This is a genomic window from Microbacterium sp. NPDC057944 (assembly GCF_042887445.1).
GTDB lineage: Bacteria > Actinomycetota > Actinomycetes > Actinomycetales > Microbacteriaceae > Microbacterium > Microbacterium natoriense.
Genome location: NZ_JBHVPJ010000001.1, coordinates 962,734 through 981,586, shown reverse-complemented (window position 1 = coordinate 981,586; position 18,853 = coordinate 962,734). Strand labels below are relative to the sequence as shown.

General features: G+C 69.1%; 21 protein-coding genes. 11 read left to right on the top strand and 10 right to left on the bottom strand.

What is annotated here, in order from left to right:
- Positions 1-18 precede the first annotated feature (18 nt).
- Positions 19-240, top strand: coding sequence for an RNA-binding S4 domain-containing protein (locus ACFVRO_RS04415; protein ID WP_105675951.1), 222 nt, complete (start codon positions 19-21; stop codon positions 238-240).
- Between the two features lie 46 nt (positions 241-286).
- Here the strand turns inward: ACFVRO_RS04415 and ACFVRO_RS04410 are convergent, their stop codons facing one another.
- Positions 287-808, bottom strand: a complete 522-nt coding sequence (locus ACFVRO_RS04410) for a hypothetical protein (RefSeq protein ID WP_386949672.1) — start codon at positions 806-808, stop codon at positions 287-289.
- An 83-nt stretch (positions 809-891) separates the two neighbouring features.
- Positions 892-1,851, bottom strand: a complete 960-nt coding sequence (locus ACFVRO_RS04405; RefSeq protein ID WP_386949669.1) for a zinc-binding alcohol dehydrogenase family protein — start codon at positions 1,849-1,851, stop codon at positions 892-894.
- Positions 1,852-1,925: 74 nt separating this feature from the next.
- On the opposite strand from ACFVRO_RS04405, the gene ACFVRO_RS04400 reads away from it, so the two are divergent.
- Both ACFVRO_RS04400 and ACFVRO_RS04395 read left to right on the top strand, forming a co-directional pair.
- Positions 1,926-2,369 (top strand): MarR family winged helix-turn-helix transcriptional regulator, encoded by a 444-nt coding sequence (locus tag ACFVRO_RS04400; RefSeq protein WP_386949666.1) that lies wholly within the window; start codon positions 1,926-1,928, stop codon positions 2,367-2,369.
- A 65-nt stretch (positions 2,370-2,434) separates the two neighbouring features.
- A complete protein-coding gene (locus tag ACFVRO_RS04395) occupies positions 2,435-3,091 on the top strand; it encodes a histidine phosphatase family protein (RefSeq protein ID WP_258132638.1) in 657 nt (218 codons plus the stop codon).
- A gap of 31 nt (positions 3,092-3,122) precedes the next feature.
- Here the strand turns inward: ACFVRO_RS04395 and ACFVRO_RS04390 are convergent, their stop codons facing one another.
- On the bottom strand, positions 3,123-3,644 hold the full coding sequence (locus ACFVRO_RS04390) for a hypothetical protein (RefSeq protein WP_386949663.1): 522 nt from the start codon (positions 3,642-3,644) through the stop codon (positions 3,123-3,125).
- 64 nt (positions 3,645-3,708) lie between these two features.
- Between ACFVRO_RS04390 and ACFVRO_RS04385 the strand changes: the two genes are divergently transcribed.
- From ACFVRO_RS04385 to ACFVRO_RS04365, 5 genes are all read left to right on the top strand, one after another.
- A complete protein-coding gene (locus tag ACFVRO_RS04385; RefSeq protein WP_386949660.1) occupies positions 3,709-4,494 on the top strand; it encodes a DNA/RNA non-specific endonuclease in 786 nt (261 codons plus the stop codon).
- A 137-nt stretch (positions 4,495-4,631) separates the two neighbouring features.
- A complete protein-coding gene (locus ACFVRO_RS04380) occupies positions 4,632-5,480 on the top strand; it encodes a S1 family peptidase (protein WP_386949659.1) in 849 nt (282 codons plus the stop codon).
- 56 nt (positions 5,481-5,536) lie between these two features.
- Positions 5,537-5,902 carry a DUF3592 domain-containing protein gene (locus ACFVRO_RS04375; protein WP_386949656.1) on the top strand — a complete coding sequence of 122 codons (366 nt, stop codon included), beginning with the start codon at positions 5,537-5,539 and terminating at the stop codon, positions 5,900-5,902.
- Positions 5,903-5,981: 79 nt separating this feature from the next.
- A complete protein-coding gene (locus ACFVRO_RS04370) occupies positions 5,982-7,766 on the top strand; it encodes an RNA polymerase sigma factor (RefSeq protein ID WP_386949653.1) in 1,785 nt (594 codons plus the stop codon).
- Between the two features lie 86 nt (positions 7,767-7,852).
- Entirely contained in the window at positions 7,853-8,857 is a 1,005-nt protein-coding gene (locus ACFVRO_RS04365; RefSeq protein ID WP_386949650.1) for a hypothetical protein, read from the top strand.
- Between the two features lie 120 nt (positions 8,858-8,977).
- Here ACFVRO_RS04365 and ACFVRO_RS04360 read toward each other — a convergent pair whose 3' ends face one another.
- Positions 8,978-10,378 (bottom strand): InlB B-repeat-containing protein, encoded by a 1,401-nt coding sequence (locus ACFVRO_RS04360; protein WP_386949648.1) that lies wholly within the window; start codon positions 10,376-10,378, stop codon positions 8,978-8,980.
- 284 nt (positions 10,379-10,662) lie between these two features.
- On the opposite strand from ACFVRO_RS04360, the gene ACFVRO_RS04355 reads away from it, so the two are divergent.
- Entirely contained in the window at positions 10,663-11,295 is a 633-nt protein-coding gene (locus ACFVRO_RS04355; RefSeq protein ID WP_386949645.1) for an RNA polymerase sigma factor, read from the top strand.
- A 14-nt stretch (positions 11,296-11,309) separates the two neighbouring features.
- Here ACFVRO_RS04355 and ACFVRO_RS04350 read toward each other — a convergent pair whose 3' ends face one another.
- The 3 genes from ACFVRO_RS04350 to ACFVRO_RS04340 all read right to left on the bottom strand — a co-directional run bounded on the left by ACFVRO_RS04350 (position 11,310) and on the right by ACFVRO_RS04340 (position 13,647).
- Complete coding sequence (locus tag ACFVRO_RS04350) at positions 11,310-11,768, bottom strand: hypothetical protein (RefSeq protein ID WP_386949644.1); 459 nt, start codon at positions 11,766-11,768, stop codon at positions 11,310-11,312.
- Between the two features lie 231 nt (positions 11,769-11,999).
- The gene (locus tag ACFVRO_RS04345) at positions 12,000-13,181 is read right to left on the bottom strand and encodes a serine hydrolase domain-containing protein (protein WP_386949642.1); all 1,182 of its coding nucleotides are present in this window, start codon (positions 13,179-13,181) and stop codon (positions 12,000-12,002) included.
- Positions 13,182-13,329: 148 nt separating this feature from the next.
- Positions 13,330-13,647 carry an ArsR/SmtB family transcription factor gene (locus ACFVRO_RS04340; RefSeq protein ID WP_386949640.1) on the bottom strand — a complete coding sequence of 106 codons (318 nt, stop codon included), beginning with the start codon at positions 13,645-13,647 and terminating at the stop codon, positions 13,330-13,332.
- An 83-nt stretch (positions 13,648-13,730) separates the two neighbouring features.
- On the opposite strand from ACFVRO_RS04340, the gene ACFVRO_RS04335 reads away from it, so the two are divergent.
- Together ACFVRO_RS04335 and ACFVRO_RS04330 are read left to right on the top strand one after the other, a co-directional pair.
- A complete protein-coding gene (locus ACFVRO_RS04335; protein WP_386949637.1) occupies positions 13,731-14,780 on the top strand; it encodes an SDR family oxidoreductase in 1,050 nt (349 codons plus the stop codon).
- 174 nt (positions 14,781-14,954) lie between these two features.
- Positions 14,955-15,560, top strand: coding sequence for a GntR family transcriptional regulator (locus tag ACFVRO_RS04330; protein WP_386951589.1), 606 nt, complete (start codon positions 14,955-14,957; stop codon positions 15,558-15,560).
- A gap of 146 nt (positions 15,561-15,706) precedes the next feature.
- Here the strand turns inward: ACFVRO_RS04330 and ACFVRO_RS04325 are convergent, their stop codons facing one another.
- The 3 genes from ACFVRO_RS04325 to dnaB all read right to left on the bottom strand — a co-directional run bounded on the left by ACFVRO_RS04325 (position 15,707) and on the right by dnaB (position 18,360).
- Entirely contained in the window at positions 15,707-16,243 is a 537-nt protein-coding gene (locus ACFVRO_RS04325; RefSeq protein WP_386949635.1) for a putative immunity protein, read from the bottom strand.
- A 120-nt stretch (positions 16,244-16,363) separates the two neighbouring features.
- Complete coding sequence (locus ACFVRO_RS04320; RefSeq protein WP_386949632.1) at positions 16,364-16,843, bottom strand: hypothetical protein; 480 nt, start codon at positions 16,841-16,843, stop codon at positions 16,364-16,366.
- 143 nt (positions 16,844-16,986) lie between these two features.
- Positions 16,987-18,360 carry a replicative DNA helicase gene (dnaB, locus tag ACFVRO_RS04315; protein ID WP_105676779.1) on the bottom strand — a complete coding sequence of 458 codons (1,374 nt, stop codon included), beginning with the start codon at positions 18,358-18,360 and terminating at the stop codon, positions 16,987-16,989.
- Positions 18,361-18,853 lie beyond the last annotated feature (493 nt).

Below are 18,853 nucleotides of genomic sequence, written 5' to 3'. Positions count from 1 at the left end.
CCGGGCTAGCATTTGCTCATGGCCACCTCGATCGACGACATCTCCATCGGCGGCGAGATGATCCGCCTCGGACAGTTCCTCAAGTACTCCGGTCTCATCGACACCGGCGGTGACGCCAAGGAGGCGATCATCGACGGCTACGTGAACGTCAACGGCGAGGAGGAGCGCCGACGAGGACGCCAGCTGCACGACGGCGACCTCGTCTCCTTCGAGGGACGCACGGTGCGCGTGCGCCCCTGAGCGCAGCCTCACCCGAACCGAAGACCGGTTCCCGCGCACTCGGGCTTCACTGCGCGGGCAGGCACCCGCCGTCCATGATGTAGCCGCCCGCCTCGATCGACAGGGCGTCGGCGGACACGGCTCCGAACACGCACCCTCCCTCAGGGGCGTCCGCTCCGAAGAGCGGAGTGCCGTAGTCGTCGCGGACGTAGGCGCCGGCGAGACCGGCATCCGCCAACGCGTCCTGCACCGCTGTGGTCGAGAGCCCACCCGAGGTCCGCAGTTCCTCGAGAGCCGGCTGAGCGGCCGCGATGGCCTCTTCGGCCGCCGCGCGGGCCTCCTCGGAGAGGTCCATCCGCTCCCGATAGCGGTCGTTCTGCGCCATCGACTTCTCCGGGTCGTAGGGGGCGCACTCCGGGGGCATCTCGACGCCCTCGATCTGCGGACAGGCCGCGGTCGGCGTGGGGGTGGGCGTCGCCGTCGTCGACTGCGGCGCCGCGGGTGTGGCGCATCCCGCGAACAGCAGAGTCATCGCACACACGAGGAGGGCGATGCCACCCCTCGACCTGTCCCCCCGGATATCGGTCATGCGCTCATGAAACCACACCGTCGGGCGCCCCGGAAGGAGCGGCGCCCGACGGTGCGGGCCACGTCGATCACGGCATCAGACCTCTACGGCACCAGCACGGTGCGGATGCCGGGCGCCTCGGGCTCGCTCCAGACCGACTCGACGTCCGTGAGGCGGGCGGTACGGGTCTGCACGGAGATGCGGCCGTCGCCGATCGCGTCGACGAGGGAGGGGAGTTCGGCAAGGTACTCGCGCGGTCCGATCGAGCCCTGCCCGCTGCCGATCAGACGCAGGTGCGCCGAGCGCAGCGCCGCCGAGGGGAGCGTGATGTCGGGCCCCGCCACCGAGCCGATCTCCACCCAGTCGAGCGGCCGGCTCCGGTCGGTCCTGGCGGTCAGCACCGCCCTGATCGCGCGTTCGGTGGGCGCGCCCCAGAGGTAGTCGAGGACGACATCGACGTCGCGGGCCGCGTCGGCGAGCTCGGCATCCGCGGAGGCATCGTCCAGGGCGATGGTGCGGTCGGCGCCGGCCTCGCCCACCAGCGCGAGCCGACCCCGATCCCTCCCAGCGGCCACGACCTCGCCGGCACCAAGCAGCTTCGCGACCTGCACCGCCATCGCTCCGGCGTTCCCGGTGGCCCCGAGCACGAGCACCGATGCCCCGGGCGTCCACGCGACGCGACGGCGGAGCGCGACCCACGACGACATCGCGGGGTTCATCGCCGCGGCGATCCTCACGGCATCCGCACCGTCGGGCAGGGCGATCGTGTGCCGCTGATCGATCACGGCCTTCGTCGCCATCGTGCCGTGTCGGGTGTCGTCGACGGCGAAGTAGACGAGTGCGCCGTCGGCGCGGCGGCCGACGCCGTCGACGCCGGGGATGAACGGAAGCGCTCCGGTGCTCGTGTAGTGCGCTCCGCTCGCACCGGAGCGCACGCGCGGGTGGAGGCCTGCGGCGAGCACATCGACGACGACCTCGCCCTCCTTCGGCTCGGGCAGGTCGAACGGAAGGTAGTGCGGCGGCTCGTCGAAGCTCGTGACGACGGCGGCATCGGTGTGGATCATGTTGCGTCTCCTTATTGGTTCGTGTCACGAACTATAATAGTACGCATCGCGAACCATTTGGCTAGACTGTTCCCATGACGGATGCCGCGCTCTCCCCGGCCGATGCCCTGGCACAGCTGACCTTCCTCGTGCAGAGGATCCTCGAGGAGCGGTCGGCCGCCCACGGGATGTCGGTGGTGCAGGGCCGGATGCTCGGCATCCTGCGCGACCGGACGCCGCTCATGAGCGAGCTCGGCGCCCGCCTGGGCCTGGACAAGTCGAGCATCAGCGGGCTCGTCGACCGTGCCGAGAAGCGGGGACTCGTGGAGCGCTTCCGCTCCCCCGACGATGGTCGCGCGGTGCAGGTGCGCCTGACGGACGAGGGCCGTGCACGCGCCACAGCGGGCGAGGCCGAGTTCGACGCGGAGGCCTCGCGCCTGCTCGCGCATCTGCCGGAGGCCGAGCGCACGACGCTCGTGCGCCTGATCAGCCGCCTCCTCATCGCCGAGGCGGAGGAGTCCGGGTTCGACATCCGGTGACCGAGGTCGGCGGCCGCGGCGCCCGGGATAGCCCGTAGGCGTTCGCGAGGGGTTACGGTGGCGGTGTGGATGCTCCCGACCCGCTGCCCGATCGCCCCGCCCCCGACAATCCGCAGGGCAAGCTCGTGCTGCTGCGCCACGGAGAGACGGAGTGGTCGAAGAGCGGCCGCCACACCGGACGCACCGACATCCCGCTGACCGCCCACGGTGAGGAGCTGGCCGCCGCGGCCGGCCGACTGGTGCGCGGCTACGACTTCGGCCTCATCCTGACCTCCCCGCTGCAGCGCGCACGACGGACGGCGGAACTCGCCGGACTCGACGCCGAGATCGACCCGCTGCTGGTCGAGTGGGACTACGGCGGGTACGAGGGACGGACCAGCGCCGACATCCGCGCCGAGCTCGGCTACGACTGGACGGCGTTCAACCACGGCGTGATCCGCGGTGAGACCCCCGGCGAGACCGTCGAGGAGGTCGCCGCACGGGCGTCCCGCGTGCTGACGAGGGTGCTGCCGGCGATGGCCGACGGCGACGTGGCGCTGATCGCGCACGGCCACTACCTGCGGATCCTCACGGCGGTGTTCCTCCGCGAGGCCCCCCGGTTCGGCGCGCAGATCACACTGGATGCCGGCTCGGTGTCGGTTCTCGGCTACACCAGGGAGCAGCCCGCCATCCTCGCCTGGAACCACGGCCCGCAGCTGCCGCTGAAGCCCTCGGAGTCCTAGCGAGGGAGCCGGTCGCCGGCGTGCCGTCCGCCTATCGGTGGTAGTCGACCACCACGATCAGCGACGCAGGCTCGAGAGCGTCGAGCGCGGCACGCATGCCGCCTCGCTCATCCGTCCACGACGCGCCGTCGACGGTGAACGCCTGGTGGATTCCGGCAGGGGTCACCAGCGTGGCAGGCAGATCCCGGTGCACGACGCGATGCAACGGCTGCACGTCTCCCGGATGCCGCCGCCACCGCTGAGGCGATGTCGCCACCCTCCCGCTCGCGCGGCACCGGGGGCAGTCCTCACCGGGAGCGGCCCCAACACCCGACCCAGAGCACCGGGGACACGTCTCCTGATTCTCTGGATCCTGCAGAGGGTCGAACCCGTCGAGAGCCCCGGTGTATCGGCCACCGATCGTCCAGAAGTCCCAGACCTCCGTGTCGTCCTCAGCATCCGACTCCTGCTGGTCCTCGTTCATCCGGTACGGCTCCATCGCGGCGGCGACGCCGGCGTCGATCTCGCTGCCCGGAGGGATGGCGACCCACGCGTAGAAGTGCACGGACACCATCCAACCAGGCGCCGTTCCGCCGCCCAAGAACCGTCGTGTCGGCGGCATGGGGCACGATGGTCGCATGACCGACGGCTACGACCCCGGATTCCTCTCGAGTGCTGTTCCGCTGCCGCATCCGGCCCAGGATGTGCACGCTCTCGACTACCCGCGTTTCACCGTGCTGCTCGACCGGGATCGTCGGCTCGCGGCGGTGACCGGGGTGAACATCGACGGCCCCCGCCTGCTCGATCTGCCGCGCGCGGGAGAGTGGCGCCTCGACCCGCGCGTCGACGACACCGCCCAGACCGGCCCCGCCGTGTATGCGCGGAACGACCTCGACCGCGGGCACCTCGTGCGCCGCCGCGACCCGGGCTGGGGTGAGGCAGCCGAAGCGCGAGCGGCGATGGAGGCCACGTTCTTCTACACGAACGCCGCACCGCAGGCCGCCGGCTTCAACCAGTCCAAGGAGCTCTGGCTCGGACTCGAAGACCATGTGCTCGCCTACGCCGAGGCCACTGCCCAGCGCATCTCGGTCTTCACCGCGCCCGTGCTGGCCGCCGACGACCCGCCGTACCGCGGCATCCGCATCCCGCTGCGGTTCTGGAAGGTCGCGGCCTGGTCGGGAGCAGCCGGTCTCTCCTGCGCGGGCTTCATCCTCGACCAGTCCGCGCTCGTCGACACCAGCGAGGGGCTGCTCGCCGCTCCGCCGCTCGGGGCGTTCCGCACGTTCCAGGTGCCTGTGGCGGAGATCGCCCGCGTCACCGGTGTCGACTTCGGCGTGCTGACGGATGCCGACGTGCTCGCGGCCCCCGGGGCACGCGCGGACGGATGGCGCGAGCTGACCACGGCAGACCAGATCGTGCTCTGACACCGCCCCGCGACACGGTGGGGTGGCGCCAGCTCCACCCCGCTTCGGCAGCCCGCAGTATGGGATCGCCGCGGGCTCCTTTCTAACGTCGAGGTATGACGTCCGGTCACCTCGACCGCTCAGGAAAGGCACCCCTCATGACCTCGAACACCGCGCTTCGTCGCACGCTGACCCGCGCCTCAGGCGTCATCGCCGTCACGGCCTGTGGCCTCGCGCTCTCGCTCGCCTCCGCACAGGCGGCGAGCGCAGCGCCGACCTCGGTCAAGACGATCGTCGGAGGCTCCGCCGCGTCCGAGAAGTACCCGTTCATGGCGAGCATTCCGATCACGGCGCCGCTCGCCGGACTCGACGACGGGGGCTGCGGTGCAGCGCTGATCGACCCGGAGTGGGTCGTGACCGCCGCGCACTGCGTGGATCGGGAGATCGGGTCGTTCGCCGAGGGCACGGTGCGCATCGGCAGCGACAAGCGCACCTCGGGTGGAGCCGTCCGAGACATGGTGCAGGTGTTCCAGCATCCCGGTTACGCCCAGGGGATGCCGAATCAGAACGACATCGCGCTGATCCGTCTCGACAAGCCGGTCTCTCAGCGACCGATCGCGATCGCCGATCATGCAGCCGATCCCGGCAGCGCCACACGCATCCTCGGGTTCGGCCTGACCACGCCCGAGCAGAACCCGACGAAGTGGAAGATGTCCAAGAAGCTGCGGCAGCTCGAGACCGTCCGCGGCGATGCGTCCGAGTGCGATCCGGGCTTCGCCGGCGCCACGCGTCTGTGCACGGTGAGCCACAAGGCCGATGCGATGGCGTGCAACGGCGACTCCGGCGGCCCGCAGATCCAGCGCGGCAGCAACGGACGCTGGGAGCTGATCGGCGTCACGTCCGGACCGGGCGCCATGTCGCCCTCCTGCGAGAAGGGCCCGGGGCTCTACACCGACGTCACGGCGTATCGCGACTGGGTCTCGCAGACGATGGCGGCCAACGAGTAGTCGGCGGCGCACTCCCTCTACACTCGACTGGTGCAGGACGACCGATCGGGGGGCACGTGTTCATCGCCGCCTTCATGCTCGTGATCACGGGCGGCCTCGTCGCCTTCGCGGGCTTCCGGGTCAGGGCTCTCGTGCCGTCGCACTGGACGCGCGTCGAGGGGCAGTGGATCGGCCCGTCGCTGCGCTGGTCGCCCTCCCGTTACGAGTACGTCACCGCCGAGGGTGTCGGCCGCTCCGGCGTCGCCAGGGTGAAGGTGATGTTCCGTCCGCCGTACGGCGGCACCTGCGTCGTCGCGTACGACCCCGCCGACCCGTCTCGATCCCACCCCGCGCAGCTCCGATGGAACGGCGGCGTGCTCATCGCGGTCGGCGTGGTCTGCGCCGTCGCCGGAGTCGTCTTCTCCGCGCTGGCACTCGCGTAGCGGCGAGTCGCCTCACGAGGCCCCGCGCTCTCCTATCATGGGGTGGGAAATATCGATATGACGGTTCGGAGTCGCCTGCATGGAAGACCCCCGGAGCGACGCCGAGCTGCTCCGAGAGCTGCGGGACGGCGAGCGCGACGCCTACGTGGTCCTCTGGGAGCGCCACATCGGCGCGGCCCTGCGATACGCCCGTCGGATGCTCCCTTCCCGCGCCGAGGATCTCGCCTCCGAATCCTTCCTCGCGATCTACCAGCAGATCACGAGCACGGGCGCCGGCCCCGACTTCGCCTTCCGCTCCTATCTCAAGGCCGTCATCCGCAACACTGCGATCCGCTGGCGCAAGGAGGCGAGCAGGTTCGACGACACCGTGGAGGCGGATGCGGTCGACTTCCGCGACGCGCTGAGCCTGGTCGAGCGGGAGTCCAACGCCAACGAGCTGCTCGGAGCCTTCCAGGAGCTGCCCGAGCGCTGGCAAAAAGTGCTCTGGCTGTCGGAGGTCGCAGACGTCGCGAGGCCGGAGATCGCCCGCGAGCTCGGCATCAAGCCGAACGCGGTCTCAGCGCTCCACCGCCGGGCGCGATCCGGGCTGAAACTCCAGTGGCTGACGCGACAGGTGCCCGTCCTGCTGCGCGAGGATGAGACCCACGCCGCGCGCCTCCTCCCCCGGCACCTCTCCGAGCCCGACGACGAGCTCCTCGCACGCGAGATCACGACGCACCTCGAGTCGTGCGACATGTGCAGCGACCTGCTCGTGAGCCTGCGCACCGACGCGCGGCGGCTGCAGGGCGTCACTCTCTCCGCCGCAGGGTTCGGCGCACTCGGCGTCGCGCTGCCCGCGACGAGCGCACTCGCTCCCGGCACGGCGGTGGCCGCCAGCATCCTCCTCACGGGAGCCGGCGTCGGCATCGCCAGCCTGCTCGCCGGCGGTGTCGGCGTGCTGGCCGTCGGCGGCATCCTGCTCGGCTCCTTCTTCCTCCAGCCCGCGGACATCGATGCACCGGCCCTCGCCGACACGAACGTGCAGGTACCGGTCACGACACCGACGCCCGAGGGGGCGTCGCTCGGTCAGACCGGCACCACACCCACCTCCACCCCCGTGACGACCGTGCCGCCGCCGCCGCGACTCGGGCGCTGGAACTCGGACCCGAACGTTCCGCTCGTCGACTTCCGCACGGACCCGGTCTCACAGTACGTTCCCGCGGCGCCTCAGCCCGCCGGCCCCGAGGTCCCCGGTCCCGGCACCGGCCCCGGCCCCGGAGGGACGCCGACGCTGACCCCTGGCCTCACCTCCTCACCCGATGTCACGGCGTACCTCGCCCCCATGATCACCGGCCGCACGACTCCCGGGAACTCCGTCGCGATCGAGTTCGCCTCGCAGCGGTACGCGGTCGATGTCGCACCGGACGGATCGTGGACCTTCGACACCCGACCTCTCGCGTTCGACGCTGCCGTGTACGACTACGCCGTGTGGGCGTTCACCCCCACCGAACAGTCGCTCGCGACGACCGGGACGATCACCGTGCAGACTCCGACAGTGCAGGGGTTCGAGCAGATCGAGGGGCCGATACCCCTCGAAGAAGCCCGGACCACCGGGATCGTCATCTCCCTCACCGGGCCGCCGAACGGGACGATCTGGGCATCCACACCCCAGACCGATGCGACCATCACTCTGGATGCGACCGGTCACGCGACCCGCCGGATCAGGATGCTCGCCGACGGCTGGTACCCCTTCGCCTTCTCCGTCATCGACGCCGATTGGTACTCCGGCCCTGGGGCCGGCGCGTGGGTCGATGTCCTTGATCCCACCCGTGGCCCGGACTGGCCGCGCGGAGGCGGGGGGATCTTCGAGGTCGTCGACCCCTGAGCAGAGCGCGATGCCGTCGTCGCCTGAACGGCACGGCTCAGGCGGTGCGAACCGCGGCGCCGCTCACCTCATGGAAGTATCGCCGTATGCGTTCTCGTGTGTGGGCGGCCCTCGCCATCGTGGTGGTGGCCGTCTCCCTCGCGGGTTGCTCTTCGCCCCTGGACGTCTCCGAGGCGGAACGCGCGGCGACGGCGACCTGCGAGGTCCTCCAACCGCTTCCCGGTGTCGCCTCTGCATCCTGCACGGTGGATGACGGCGGATTCGACGCGGGAATCTCGAGAGACACGAGCATCGAGCTCAAGGCAGGCGTGACGGCCCAGGAGGCACACCGCATCATGACCGCGTGGCTGTCGTCGAAGGACGGCGGATTCGACGAGTACGAGATCAGCGGCTCGCGGGCGACGTCGCTGTTGCTGTCGCTCACGACCAATGCGGATGCGTCGTTCTCCCTCGCCCCCGGCACTCCGCCCACCGGGGTGGCCTTCGTCGAGGAGTGGCTCACCCGGGCGCAACGGGGGATGCCGATCTCGGCATCGGCAGGCGACCGACGCACCATCCGTGTGCCGAATGCGGGGCTCTCGCCCGCCGCCCAGGCGAATCTCCTCGACGAGTTCGCGATGCAGACGCGCACGGACGGCCTTGTTCTGGCGATCGGCGACGATTCCACCGTCGAATCCCCCGCCTCCGCATCGCTGGGCGCGACGCTCCGCGCCTTCGACCCGTCCTACCTCGCGTTCGCCGCGAACGACCCCGACCACGAGCTCGCGTTCACCGTCGATGCGTTCACGGGGTCTGAGCCGCGGCTCCGGTTCCGGATCCCGACTGGGATGGCTCCGAGCATCCCGCCAGATCGGGCGCTCATAGAGACCTCGGGGTGGCCCGCGATCCGCGCCGTACTCGAGGCCGCGGCACCGAGCGAGGAGCCCTACACGGTCACCCTCACCGCCGTTCCCGGTCAGGTGATCGGCGGGTTCAGCACCTCGGGATGCACACCGGAGCTGACCGGCCCGGAGCCCCAGTTCGGCGGGGAGCTGCAGGCGCAGTGGGCGCAGATCCACGGCATCCCCCGACCGGAGACGTGCCCGCGTTAGCGCTCCCCCACCGCCGGGCCCTGACCGGCATCTCGTGGCCGACCCCGGCGGGTGGAAGACGAGAGAGGTCCCGCCGACGCCGTCAGGACGTCTGCGGGACCTCAGCGAAGGATGCCGTGATCAGGACGTCGCGGAACCCGCCCGGCGACGAGTGCGGACGAGCAGGGCGATGCCGCCCAGCACGAGCGGCACCCCGATCAGCGCCCACAGCGACGGCACCTGACCGCCGGTGATCGCCAGGGTGGCGCTCCCGGTCGGCGTCTTCCCGACGGTCGCCCCACCCGTCGTCCCGCCCGTGTCGGGCGTGTCGGGGATCACGGGGACGGCGGTCCACTGCGCGGTGAAGGTCACCGCGACCGTCACGGGGTCGGTCGGCGTCGTGCCGGGGATAGACGATGCCCAGCCCGCGAACGTGTAGCCCGCGCGCACCGGATCGGCCGGCACGACCGGCGTCTGACCGGGTGCGACGCTCTGCGACGTCGTCGCGTCACCGTTGGCCGGGTCGAACACCACGTCGACGGGCGCGGCCACCCACTGCGCCGTGAACGTCACGGGAGCGGTGACGTGGTCCGCCGGCGTCACGCCGGGCACCGACGACGCCCAGCCCGCGAACGTGTAACCGGGACGCACCGGGTCGACGGGCACGAGAGGCGTCTTGCCCCAGTCGACGATCTGCGTCGAGTCGGCGGTGGTCCCGTCGGCGTAGGCGAAGGTCACGCGGTAGTGGAAGGCGAGGACGAGGGCGCCCTGGTCGGGGACGGCGCTGTTCGCGTGCCCGGTGACGAGGACGCCGGTGGTGGGTGACGTGTAGGTCACCGGCGAGGGCTCGGTGTCGACGCTGCCGCTGCCGGCGACGGTCGGGAGCCCCGTCGCATCCTCGGCTCCGACGACCGTGACCGACCCCGTGTAGGAGTCGTTCGACACGAGGTAGCCGGCGCCTGCCGCCGAGGCGAACGTGCCGCTCTGAGCCGTGAGAGAGCCGCCCGTCATGGTCAGCGCTCCGCCGCCGACGAATCGCGACCCGCCGAAGCCGGCGGCGTACTGCCCTCCGCGCACGATCACCTCGCCTCCGCGGATCGTCAACGCGCCGGCGGTCAGATCGGTCGTGTCACTGCCGATTCCCGGAAAGTAGGGCCACGGGTCGGCGGGGTTCGCGCTGCCGACCGCCTCGAGGCGCCCGGTGCCGACGGAGTCGTCGACGGTGAGCGTCGAGGTGCTTCCGACGTGGAGACCCGGCCCCGTCAAGGGAGCCAGGGTGAGCGAGTGTCCGTTCAGGTCGAGGGTGATGCCTGCACCTGACGGGACGCCGAGGTAATCGGCTGTGCCGCTCGCGTCGATGTCGGCGCCGAGGACGATCACGTCGCCGTCAGCGGCGGCGTCGAAGGCGGCATCCAGAGTGGCCCAGTCGGTGACGGTGGTCGTCGCCGCCTGTGCGGACGTGGCCGTGAGCGTCAGCAGTCCCGTCAGAGCGAGAGCGGGTGCGAGCAGCAGAATGCCGCGTCGCCGAATAGTGCGAATCATCGTGTGTTCTCCCCAGCGTGCGATGCTCTGCCCCCAGAAGACAGAGATTGTTCCGAAGAAGAGAACGAGACGAGGCCTGGAATCTGTCGGAGATCGCGAAACCCGACCCCCACCGATACACCGTTATGCAACTGTGACGGAGGATTCGTGTAACACAATCCGCGCTGCATCGTCTCTTCTTATGAGGACGTTCTGCGCTCGCGCCCCCGAAGGCCTGCGCGCCTCTCGCTCTTCGCCCCCCATACCCTTGCCGCCTCCGTGCGCCCGCCTCCCCGGAGACCCCTGTGCCGTCGCCCCTCGACACTCTCGCGCTGCCCGCGCCCACCCCGTCCACCGAAGCCGTCGCCGAATCCAACGCGGCGCTCATCGCGGCGGCCGCCGACGGAGATCGCGCCGCCGCCGGCGAGTACTTCGCCCAGAACCTGCGGATGCTCACCGCCATGGCGCGCCGGATCGCCGGGAACGTGATGGATGCCGACGACCTCCTGTCGGAAGCCATCGTCTCCGTGCTGGCGCTCTGGGTTCGCGGCACCGGCCCGCGCACCCATCTGGCCGCCTATCTCGCGCGTGCGATGCGGAACCGCGTGACGGATGAGCTCCGCTCCCCCCGCTCGCGCACCTGGAACCTGGATTCGTCGTGGGAGCGTGCCGCCGACAACGACCCCCGCCTGACCGAGATCGATCTGGAGCGCGACGTCGCGGCGGTCCACGAGATCCTGAGTCTGCTTCCCGACGATCAGCGCATCGTCCTGACCGCCATGCACATCGAGGGGGCCAAGCCGAGAGATCTCGAAGTGCGACTCGACCGACCGGCATCCGCGATCTCGTCGCTCGCGCAGCGCGCCAAGGCGAACTTCCGCCGTCTTCTGGAGGAGCGCGAATCCGCCGTCGCGGCACGGCACGCGATCTGCGCCTGAGCGCGGGATGCCGCCTACATCCCGCGCAGTCCGAGCACCCGGCTGAAGAATCCCGGCCTGCGCTCTCCTCTGCCCGCCAGGCGATCGTCGAGCGCGGGAGTGTGGGGAGGGAACGCGTCGAGCACGTGGTCGGCATCGAGCGTGACGTGTTCGCCCTTCGACGCAGCGCGCGCCGCGGGGACCCATCCCGTGACGTGGAGATACCACCCGATGTCGAGGCCCGCCACGTGGTCGGGCAGGGTCACCTCGATCTCATGATCTCCGTCGAGCCACGCACGCCCGGGCTCCACCCGGGCGACGCGGACGACCCTGGCGGAGGTGTCGGCGCTCCACACCGTGCCCTTCCGCCAGCGCTTCACCAGCTCTGCGTCTCGGCGCTCGCGGACCTCCTGCCGCCACCAGAACGTGCACAGACCCGCCAGCAGCAGTCCGGTCGTTCCCCACAGGACGATCTGGAACAGATCAGGGCTCACGGAAGTCCTCCTCAGGGCTCACGGCACCGCGGTCTCTCGCCGAGCGGCCATCCGCACGATAGCAGGCCGCTCGGAGGCGGGCCGAGGCGGTTCGACCCGCCCGTGCCTGGAGGCGCGGGAGGGTCGAGCGCCCGTAGGCGGGAGCGAGAATCCGCGGGCGGACTCGAGCCACCGGGGCCGGAGAGCCGCAGGACACACGACCCTCCGGCTCCTCGGCCGCTGATCCCGGGGTCAGTTGTACACGTTGTCCGGTGTGAGCAGTTCGGTCAGCGGGGTCATGAGCGCGCTGACAAGGTTGGACTTCTCATCCTCGATGTCCGAGTTCACCATTACGACGAGTGTCATCTCCTTCTCGGGCAGGTAGATCGTGACGGTCTTGTAGCCCGGCAGGCTCCCGTTGTGGCCGATCCATCCGTTGATCTTGAAGATGCCGAGTCCGTATCCGGCATCCTCGGCGCCCGGCGCCATCGGCGTGACATCGAGTCGTTCCTTCTGGATCTCCGGCGAGAGGAGCTCGCCCTTGGCGAGTGCGGGCACCCAGATCTTCAGATCATCGAGCGTCGAGATCATCGCGCCCGCAGCCCACCCCCAAGACGGGTTCCAGTCGGTCGCCGTGGTGGCAGCGCCGTCGAGCGTCTGGTTCGTGTACCCCTCCGCATGCGGCGACGGGAACTCGTTGCCCGTCGGCAGGAACGTGTGGCCCATTCCCAGCGGATCGGTCACCTCGGACTTCACGACGTCCGCAAGGGGCTGACCCGTGATCTTCTCGATCGCGAGTCCGATGAGGATGGTGTTCGTGTTCACATACTCGACCTGCGAACCGGGCTCGAAGTGCAGTGGCTCGTCCTGCACCACGTCGAGAAGAGACTGAGGGGTGACCGGCTGACGCGGATCCTCGAGCAGTGACATCTGCCACTCCTCGTTCTGCGAGTAGTCGGCCAGGCCGGATCGCATACCGGCGAGGTGGCGGAGAGTGATGCGGTCGCCCTCGGGGACGCCATCGACGTACGTCGAGATCGGGTCGTCGAGTGAGGCTTCACCGGCATCGACGAGGCGCAGCAGCGCCGTGACCGTGAACGTCTTGGTGACGCTGCCGATGCGGTGATTGACATCTGTCGTGAGCGTCGTCTTCTTGTCGACGTCGGCGTATCCGGCGGCCGTGACGTAGTCGCCTTCAGGACTCCAGACGGCGACGATCGCGCCTGGCAGCTTCTGCGTCGTCACGGCATCCTCGATGATCGCGTCGAGCTTCTTGACGGTCGCCGCGTCGAAAGCGTCGGGCTGGGGTGCGTCGGCGCTGGTGGAGGGCGCCGAGGCGCCAGGGGTCGAGCATCCGACGAGGGCGACGGATGCGATAGCGATGCCGGCGATGAGCGCGGCGGCGGTGCGGGTCAAGCGGGCCTTGAGATTCACGATCTGCTTCCTGTCGTACGAAGGGTGAGCTCCCATCGTCGATCGCGACGTCACGTCCGCACATCGTGCGCGAGTACCGGTCTCGTAGTCCCACCGGACCGTCTCGGCAGCGATGGATCACACCGGCCGCGGTGCTCGGGCCGGAGGGTCAGACCGCAGTGCCCACGAGTGCGCCGAGACGAGTGATCTGCTCCTCGTTGCGCCGATAGTGCGACCACTGGCCGACCCTGGTGCAGGTGACGAGGTTCGCACGCTGCAGGGTGGCCATGAACTGCGAGGCCGTCGACTGGGAGACGTTCGCACGCGCCTGGATGTGCTTCAGGCACACCCCGACGTCTTCGGCGGGTTGATCCTGCGGAGGGAACGAACCCGGGTCCTTCAGCCAACCGAGGATCGCCAGACGCGTCGGATGCCCGAGCGCCTTGAAGGCCACGATCAGCTCGCCGCTCGCATCTCCGTCATCCATTCCCCAAGCATATTGCAGTATCGCGATTTACCGATGCATGCTAGACATAGATCGTAAAAATACGATTTAACGATGGGAGCGTCATGGACAGGGTCGCGATGGTTGTGGGTGCGCGGGGAGTGATCGGAGGGAACCTGATCTCCCACCTGGAACGCGAGGGAGGGTGGCGGGTCATCGGTCTGTCACGAAGGGGAGGTGCGGATGCCGGGGCGGTGCAGCACATCGCCGTGGACCTGCTCGACCGCGAAGACACCGTCGCGAAGCTCTCGACGCTGACCGATGTCACGCACGTGTTCTACGCCGCGTATCAGGATCGCCCGACCGGGGCCGGGCTCGTCCCGCCCAACCTCGCGATGCTGACGAACGTCGTCGACGCCATCGAACCCACAGCCCGTCGGCTCGAGCACATCAGCCTCATGCAGGGCTACAAGGTCTACGGCGCTCATCTCGGGCCCTTCGCGACCCCCGCCAAGGAAGACGACCCTCCCCACATGCCGCCGGAGTTCAACGTCGATCAGCAGCAGTTCCTCGAGCGACGACAGGAGGGCGCCTCGTGGTCGTGGTCGGCGCTGCGCCCCTCGGTCGTCGCCGGAGTGGGCCTCGGGAACCCGATGAACCTCGCGATGGTGATCGCGGTCTACGCCTCTATCAGCAAGGAGCTCGGCATCCCTCTGCGGTTCCCCGGCAAGCCCGCTGCGTGCACCAGCCTGATCGAGATGACGGATGCCGACCTTCTGGCCAAGGCGACCACGTGGGCGGCCACGAACCCCGAGAGCCGGAACCAGGCGTACAACATCACGAACGGCGACATCTACCGCTGGTCGACCATGTGGCCGAAGATCGCGGCGTTCTTCGACCTGGACACGGCGCCGCCTCTTCCGATGAGCCTCAGCGAGATCATGGCCGACAAGTCGGATCTCTGGGACTCGATGGTCGAGCGCCACGGGTTGCTTCCCACCCCGTACAGCGACGTGTCGTCCTGGCAGTTCGGCGACTTCGTCTTCGGCTGGGACTACGACGTGATCGCCGACACCTCCAAGTCACGCCGGGCCGGTTTCCACGAGTACGTCGAGACCGAGGCCATGTTCCTGCGCATCTTCCAGGACCTGCGCGATCAGCGCATCATCCCGTGAGGGGTCGGTCGCCGGCGGGTGCCGCCGCGTCGATCGCACGCCCACGCCGCCGCGGTGGGGGTCAGGGAACTGGGAGACACTGTTCCACAGGCCCTCCCCGTCCACCCCCGCATGAGAGAGCGTCGATAGTCGCATGATCAGCCAGTCCCGTCCTCGCATCCCCCGCCGAAGCCGCTGCTCGCGGAGACGATCTTCGTCACTCTGGCCGAGGAGATCATCAGCGGCGAGCTCGCGGCCGGCACCCGACTTCGCGACATGGAACTCGCCGCGCGCATGTACGTCTCGCGCGTGCCCGTGCGTGAGGCTCTGCAGCGCCTGGAGCGGATCGGGATGGTCGAGATGTCTGCGGGCCGCTTCACCAGGGTCACCGAGGTGACCGACGATCTCGTGGAGCAGTCGCTGCTGTTCGCAGGACTCCAGGCCGGTCTCGTGACCCGCATAGCCGTGGATCGGATGAGCGCCGACGACCTGCTCCTCGCCGCGGCACTGGTTGACCGTCTGCCGCCCGCCCTCCCCGATCCGATCGCGTCCTCCGGTGCCCGTGAAGAGCTCTATTCGTTCCTCTCGCTGAAGGCCGACAACCCGCTGCAGCACGCGATGATGCGCGAGACGTCATTCGCGCTCCGCAGGAACCTTCAGCGCACCAGGATCGACGCCTCGGCCGTGCCGCTGTTGCGCGCCAACTGCGCCTCGCTCAGGGAGGCGATCCTCAACCGGCGCACCGACACCGCGGAGTCGCTCGTGAGAGAGCAGCACGCGATTCTGCAGGTCAACCCGTAGGGCGGTGGGTGCCGACCGTTCGACTCGCGACATCGCCCCAGGCAACGAGACGACACCCACTCAGCCGACACGGGGACCCCCGATCTTCCGCGTCGGCGTCCCCAGCCTTCCTCGTCTGCTCGCGTATACCAATCAGACGCTTCGCCTCAGGGTGGGCCCGCGGCGATCCGGTCTTGCAGCGCTCGGATCGTCGTCCCGAGGATGCCTCGGGCCAAGAGCCCCCCGGCGACCAGGGGACCGGCCGAGTCCTCACCGACCGGTGGCAGGAGGAGCAGTGCCGCTCGAACGTCGGCGCTCATGTGCGCCACCTGCCAGTCGATCTCCGCGGCGACGCCATCGGGGCGGTCGATGCTCACCGCCTTCACCGCGTACGCGGCCGCCCCCAGCGCGTGAGCGCCCATGTGGGCAACGCCCGAGGCCTGTGCCGCTGCACGCGCGGCGGCAATCGCTCCGGGTGCCGACACCGACGCCGCCGCACGACCCGCAACGAAGCGGCGGCGGATCTCGCCCGCAGAGTCGAGGTCTCCTCGCGCGTACGCGCGCGCTCTCGCGATCGCATCGCGAGGGCGATCATCCCCCGGCGCGTCGTTCTCGAAGGAGGAGAGAACCCGCTCTGCGCAGTCCGCGGCCCACGCCGCGACCAACCGCCGATCGGTCTCGCTGAGCGATTGTGGTGAGAGCACGCTTCCATGTTCGCACCGGATGCGGCAGATGAGCTGGTGGAGCGAAGGACGGCGAGATCCTCTGACACGCCGAACGTCGCTCTCCAGAACGCTTCCACGCACGAGATCCGAAGGGACGGCTTACCGCAGTCCTTCTTCGCAGTTGCTGCCGTCGCGCGCTTCCGATCTGAGCACCGGCATGGGAGGGAACACGATGAATGTGTCCATGGCGGCCGACCACGACGCCACTGGATCCGCGCGAGGGTCATCGGGCGCGAGTTCACTCCGTGCGGAATCAGTGGGATGGGCCCTGGTCCACTCGTACATGAGTTGGCCGGTCTCTGACCAGTCCTTCTCGTTCATCTGCCGGGCGACGGATGCGGGCATGGGGATGTCGTCAGGCGTGCTGTAGTCGTACGTGCAGGAGTAGGTGCGGCCGTCGTCCGCGACGTATCGCAGGGCGATCGACACGTTGGTGGAGTACCCGGGCGGCGGCCCGAGAGTCAGTCTGAGCCAGCCCAAGAGGAGGACCACGAGCACCGCAGCACCAACCGATACGCCGATGATCCGGCGACGGCGCCGAATCGATGTGATCCGGGTCTGTTCGGTGGGCTCAGGCACGATGACCTCAATCAGTTCGTCGGAGCAACTCGCGGAAGCCGCGGTCCACGCCCCCGATATCCACCGTAACCAACCGACACTTGTCGCGGCCTGTATCCAGGCACGAGCTGCTTCGAGATAGGGCGCACCCCGTCGGGCTGCGCCTAGTTGAAGTCCCCGCCGGGCGCCATGTCGGCGAAGCGCGAGTAGTGGCCCTGGAAGGCCACGGTGATCGTCGCGGTCGGGCCGTTGCGGTGCTTGGCGACGATGAGGTCGGCCTCGCCGGGGCGCACGTCCTTGTCGTAGACGGAGTCGCGGTGCAGCAGGATCACCATGTCGGCATCCTGCTCGATCGATCCCGACTCGCGCAGGTCGCTGATGGCGGGCTTCTTGTCCTGCCGCTGCTCGGGACCACGGTTCAGTTGCGACAGGGCGATGACGGGAACCTGGAGCTCCTTGGCGATGAGCTTGAGGCTTCGGGAGAACTCCGAGACCTCCTGCTGGCGCGACTCGACGCGCTTGCCCGAGGTCATCAGCTGGAGGTAGTCGATGATCACCATGCGCAGACCCTCGCGCTGCTTGAGTCGACGGCACTTGGCCCGGATCTCGACCAGAGTCATGTTCGGGCTGTCGTCGATGTAGAGCGGCGCGTCGTTGATGCGGCCACGGGTCGCGGCGACCGTCGTCCAGTCGCGCGGGTCGAGATTTCCCTTGCGCATGTTCTGCAGCGGGATGGCCCCCTCGGCGCTGAGCAGACGCATGGCGATCTCACTCTTGCCCATCTCGAGGGAGAAGAAGACGGAGGGCAGGTTGTGGCCGATGGATGCCGAGCGCGCGAAGTCGAGCGCGAGCGTCGACTTACCCATGGCGGGTCGGGCCGCGACGACGATCATCTGGCCGCCGTGCAGACCGTTCGTGAGCTCGTCGAGCTCCCTGAACCCGGTCGGCACACCGGTCATCGATCCGTCTCGACCGCTGGCGGCCTCGATCTCCTCGAGCGCCGCGTCGACCGCGATCTGCAGCGGCACGTAGTCTTCGGCCGTCTCCGAACCCGTGATCGAGTAGATCTCGGCCTGGGCGTTGTTGACGATGTCGGTCGCATCGCCCTCTCCGGCGTAGCCGAGCTGCACGATGCGCGTGCCCGCGTCGACGAGGCGGCGGAGGATCGCACGCTCCGAGACGATGCCGGCGTAGTAGCCGGCGTTGGCCGCGGTCGGCACGATCGAGGTGAGCGTGTGCAGGTAGTCGGCGCCGCCGGCGCGGCCGAGCTCACCGGTCTTGATGAGCTCGTCGGTGACGGCGACGACGTCGGTCGGCTCGCCGTGCGAGTAGAGCGAGAGGATCGCTTCGAAGATCAGCTCGTGCTTCGGCACGTAGAAGTCGGCGCCCTTGAGCGTCTCGATCACGTCGGCGACGGCGTCTTTCGAGAGCAGCATGCCGCCCAGCGCGCTCTGCTCGGCGAGGAGGTCGTGCGGGGGCGTGCGCTCGTGTGGACGCCCTCCGCCGAGGCGCTCCTCCGAGATGTCGGCGATCGACACAGTGCTCCCTTCGATGCGACGAAACGTGCGTGCGGCTGCTCCGTCTCGACAGGCGGTGCCACGTGTGATCCGGCTCCGTGGGGCCAGGTGCACAGCAAACCAGGACCCTCTGACATCGGGTCGCTCGTCCACGCTATTCACGCCCGAAACAGGGTGCAACACAGCCTGTGGATAACTATGTGGAAAGGATGCGGAGAAACTCGGAGTGTCTGTGCAGAACGCATGTGGATAACCCGGTGGAGTACCGAGATTCCCTCTTTAGTTTTTTGCCTTGACCTGGGATTCCCAGTTTCCCCACCCTGTGGATGAGAATCGGGTTCAAGCGGGGATTGAAGGTTGTGGTCACAGAGCTTCACATGTGCAGAACCTGGGGAAAGTCAAGCCAGACCGCGGTTCGGGCGCGTCGCAGGATGCCGGGCCCCGGCAGTGCACCGGAATGCCGGTGGACACGTGGACGGAGCGGGTGTATCGTCAGCGCATCGACGCAACCGCG

Excerpts from the sequence above, each read along its gene's own strand:
- ACFVRO_RS04415 (WP_105675951.1), top strand. The coding sequence starts at position 19 with ATGGCCACCTCGATCGACGACATCTCCATCGGCGGCGAGATGATCCGC.
- ACFVRO_RS04410 (WP_386949672.1), bottom strand. The coding sequence starts at position 808 with ATGACCGATATCCGGGGGGACAGGTCGAGGGGTGGCATCGCCCTCCTC.
- ACFVRO_RS04405 (WP_386949669.1), bottom strand. The coding sequence starts at position 1,851 with ATGATCCACACCGATGCCGCCGTCGTCACGAGCTTCGACGAGCCGCCG.
- ACFVRO_RS04400 (WP_386949666.1), top strand. The coding sequence starts at position 1,926 with ATGACGGATGCCGCGCTCTCCCCGGCCGATGCCCTGGCACAGCTGACC.
- ACFVRO_RS04390 (WP_386949663.1), bottom strand. The coding sequence starts at position 3,644 with ATGGTGTCCGTGCACTTCTACGCGTGGGTCGCCATCCCTCCGGGCAGC.
- ACFVRO_RS04385 (WP_386949660.1), top strand. The coding sequence starts at position 3,709 with ATGACCGACGGCTACGACCCCGGATTCCTCTCGAGTGCTGTTCCGCTG.
- ACFVRO_RS04380 (WP_386949659.1), top strand. The coding sequence starts at position 4,632 with ATGACCTCGAACACCGCGCTTCGTCGCACGCTGACCCGCGCCTCAGGC.
- ACFVRO_RS04370 (WP_386949653.1), top strand. The coding sequence starts at position 5,982 with ATGGAAGACCCCCGGAGCGACGCCGAGCTGCTCCGAGAGCTGCGGGAC.
- ACFVRO_RS04365 (WP_386949650.1), top strand. The coding sequence starts at position 7,853 with ATGCGTTCTCGTGTGTGGGCGGCCCTCGCCATCGTGGTGGTGGCCGTC.
- ACFVRO_RS04360 (WP_386949648.1), bottom strand. The coding sequence starts at position 10,378 with ATGATTCGCACTATTCGGCGACGCGGCATTCTGCTGCTCGCACCCGCT.
- ACFVRO_RS04340 (WP_386949640.1), bottom strand. The coding sequence starts at position 13,647 with ATGGATGACGGAGATGCGAGCGGCGAGCTGATCGTGGCCTTCAAGGCG.
- ACFVRO_RS04335 (WP_386949637.1), top strand. The coding sequence starts at position 13,731 with ATGGACAGGGTCGCGATGGTTGTGGGTGCGCGGGGAGTGATCGGAGGG.